The organism is Terriglobus sp. YAF25, assembly GCF_052113305.1.
GTDB lineage: Bacteria > Acidobacteriota > Terriglobia > Terriglobales > Acidobacteriaceae > Terriglobus.
The window spans coordinates 1-2,910 of record NZ_JBFRCY010000601.1; the positions used below are offsets into that span (position 1 = coordinate 1).

Sequence of the window (2,910 nt, forward strand, 5' to 3'; positions counted from 1 at the left end):
GCGTTGCCCTGCGTTGCCCTAGGTTGTCATGGCGCTGAAGGAATAGTCTGCGAGTTCAGCGAAGTCCATCGATACCGCCGTCCGGTGGAGGAGCGGATCAATTGCATCAGACTTGGTGCAACCGCAGGGACAAAACTCCATCTCCTGAACAGGGCCATACGTCGAAAAGACGCTGTACAGGCGTTCAATCGCTGCTTGAAGCTCATGCGTCATCGTCGATCTCCCTCTTACAGAATACGGAACTGATCGATCACTCTCCTATTGGCGCCGGAAGTTCTACTCAGAAGAATCCTGAAAACCTACTGACAGGATGCTGTCAGTAGGACGTCAGTACGCTGCTTCTTGTAATCGACAAGGAGACCGACCGTATGAGTGAACGACCGCAGTCCGCTGCCACCTGGTTTGAGATTCCCACCCTTTCCATTGAACGTGCACAGGCCTTTTATGAGCAGGTGCTGGAGATGAACATGCAATCGTTCCCCGATGAGAACCCGATGGTGGTTTTTCCCAAGGATCCTGCCGGCACCGGCGGTGCGCTGGTGCAGCGCGAGTTCCAGAAGCCGTGCGATTCCGGCACGGTCGTCTATCTGAGCTGCAAGGGCGATCTTGCTCCGGTGCTGGAGCGGGTGAAGGCCAAGGGCGGCTCCATCCTGATTCCGAAGACCGAGATCACCGGCGGCTTCGGCTTCTTTGCCTGCATCCGCGATACCGAGGGCAACACCGTCGGTCTGCATTCCACCGAGTAACCACCGCTACGACGGGATACCATTGCTGCCATGCGCCGTGCCGACCGGCTCTTCCGTATCGTTCAAGTCCTGCGTGCCGGCCGTTTGCTGACGGCACGCGATCTCGCCCGCAAGCYGGAGGTGAGCGAACGCACTGTTTATCGTGACGTGCGCGACCTTCAGCTCTCAGGCATGCCGATTCTCGGCGAGGCAGGCGTGGGCTATACGCTACGCCGCGACATGGATCTTCCTCCGCTGATGTTCAATGCCAACGAATTAAGCGCGCTTGTCCTCGGAGCCCGGCTGGTGAAAGCCTGGGGCGGTGACGAGGCCGTTGCCGGGGCAGCCGATGCTCTGCGCAAGATCGAAGCCGTCCTTCCGCCGGAGATGCGCCAGCAGATCGACTCCGTGATGATGTATGCACCGGGTTACCGGCTGCAAAAGACCGTGCGTACGCTGATCGACCGCATTCACGCGGCATGCGTGGAGCAGCGCATCATCCGCTTCGACTATTGCCGGGAAGACGGGCAATGGAGCCATAACCGGCGCGCGCGTCCGCTGGCGCTTTACTTCTGGGGCGGCRCCTGGACTGCTGCCACCTGGTGCGAGCTGCGCAACGACTTCCGCCTCTTCCGCCTGGACCGCATGGAAAAATTCGAGCTTCTGAATGAACCCTTCACGCTGAAGAAGGGCCAGCGCCTCGAAGACTATCTGCGCCAGTTCGAGAAGCCGAAAAACGCAAATGGGTAGCCGCTAAGGTTCCCGGCAGGTGAGATTCCACCGCAGCGCCCACTAGCATGGAAGTAGATGCGCGCTGTTGAACCCAATCACGTACGGCCGGTATGGGCCGAGATCTCGGCCGTGCGGCTGGCAACGAACTATCGCCATACCCGCGAAGCTGCAGGCATGGAGCTGCTCGCCGTTGTAAAGGCAGATGCCTACGGTCACGGCTCCGAGTTGTGTGCTCCGGTTCTTGCCGGTTCCGGCGCCGCGTGGCTGGGTGTGACCTCGGTGGAAGAGGGCGTACGCGTCAAGGCATCGCTGGGCATGCTGCCAGGCTTCCTGCAGCCGCGCATCCTGGTGATGTGTGGCGTGTGGAATGGTGAGGCCGCTGTGGCCGTAGAACATCGCCTGACACCCGTGATCTGGGAGGAGTACCAGCTTCGCCTGCTGGAAGATGCTGCCCGCGCCCGCAGCCTGGGGCCGAAGAGTTTTCCCGTCCACGTAGAGGTCGATACCGGGATGGCTCGCCAGGGCGTTGCCGATCTGGCAGCGTTCGCCGCGCTGATCGCCGAGGACTCTCCGTTGCGAATTGAGAGCGCGATGACGCACCTGGGTTCAACCGAAGAGGCAGGCTCTCCTTTGAATCGGGAGCAGATGGATCGCTTCGCCGCACAGGTAAAAGCGAGCGGTCTGCGGCTGGACTGGGTCCACGCGGGAAACACCTCCGGTGTCGACGCCGGACAGATTCTCTCGCAGATCAAAGAGATCGCCACCGCCTGCGGCGCACAACCGATGACACGATCCGGCCTTGCACTCTACGGCTACGCTCTGAAGCTGAGCGGAGCCGCACCCCATGTGCGGCAGACACTGCAGCCGGTGATGGCCTGGAAGACACGCATTCTGAGCCTGCGCGATGTTCCTGCGGGAGCGACCGTGGGCTACAGCGCCACCTTCACCGCACCGACGCCCATGCGGCTGGCGCTGATCCCCGTTGGATATGCGGATGGACTACGGCGCGAGCTCTCCAATCGCGGCCGCGTGCTGTTGCGCGAGACACATGCACCGATCGTCCATGCACCGATAGTGGGGCGCGTCTCCATGGACCTGACCGTGATCGACGTCACCCACGTTCCCGACGCCGCCATCGGTGACGAGGTCACACTGATCGGCGACGGCGTTCCGGTCGAAGAACAAGCCGCCATCGCAGGCACGATTCCGTATGAGATCCTTTGCGGCATCAGTGATCGAGTGACACGGATCCTTGTCTAGTTACTAGTTCCTGGTTGCTAGTTGCTAGTTTGAATGCCCATCCAATGAAGGTGTAACTAGGGTGTATCGACAAATTGCTGGAGGTGTAACCACGAGCATGCGAGGGCGACGGTAGCAGCGAAGCAAGCAGCGTATTTGCAGTATCTTGTGGCGAACCTTCTGAACTGTTTGAGTCTGTTGAAGCATCGTTCGA

The 2,910-nt window shown here is 60.4% G+C and carries 4 protein-coding genes; 3 read left to right on the forward strand and 1 reads right to left on the reverse strand.

Going from position 1 to position 2,910, the window contains the following annotated elements; genetic code table 11:
- Positions 1 to 18: 18 nt before the first annotated feature.
- Positions 19 to 213 (reverse strand): hypothetical protein, encoded by a 195-nt coding sequence (locus AB4043_RS20860; RefSeq protein ID WP_442303474.1) that lies wholly within the window; start codon positions 211 to 213, stop codon positions 19 to 21.
- A 155-nt stretch (positions 214 to 368) separates the two neighbouring features.
- On the opposite strand from AB4043_RS20860, the gene AB4043_RS20865 reads away from it, so the two are divergent.
- From AB4043_RS20865 to alr, 3 genes are read left to right on the forward strand one after another with little or no spacing between them, the layout of a single operon-like run.
- Positions 369 to 746 carry a VOC family protein gene (locus tag AB4043_RS20865; protein WP_263416972.1) on the forward strand — a complete coding sequence of 126 codons (378 nt, stop codon included), beginning with the start codon at positions 369 to 371 and terminating at the stop codon, positions 744 to 746.
- Between the two features lie 30 nt (positions 747 to 776).
- A complete protein-coding gene (locus tag AB4043_RS20870; protein WP_442307968.1) occupies positions 777 to 1,475 on the forward strand; it encodes a helix-turn-helix transcriptional regulator in 699 nt (232 codons plus the stop codon).
- A gap of 57 nt (positions 1,476 to 1,532) precedes the next feature.
- Positions 1,533 to 2,717, forward strand: coding sequence for an alanine racemase (alr, locus tag AB4043_RS20875; RefSeq protein WP_442303476.1), 1,185 nt, complete (start codon positions 1,533 to 1,535; stop codon positions 2,715 to 2,717).
- The last annotated feature ends 193 nt before the right edge of the window (positions 2,718 to 2,910 follow it).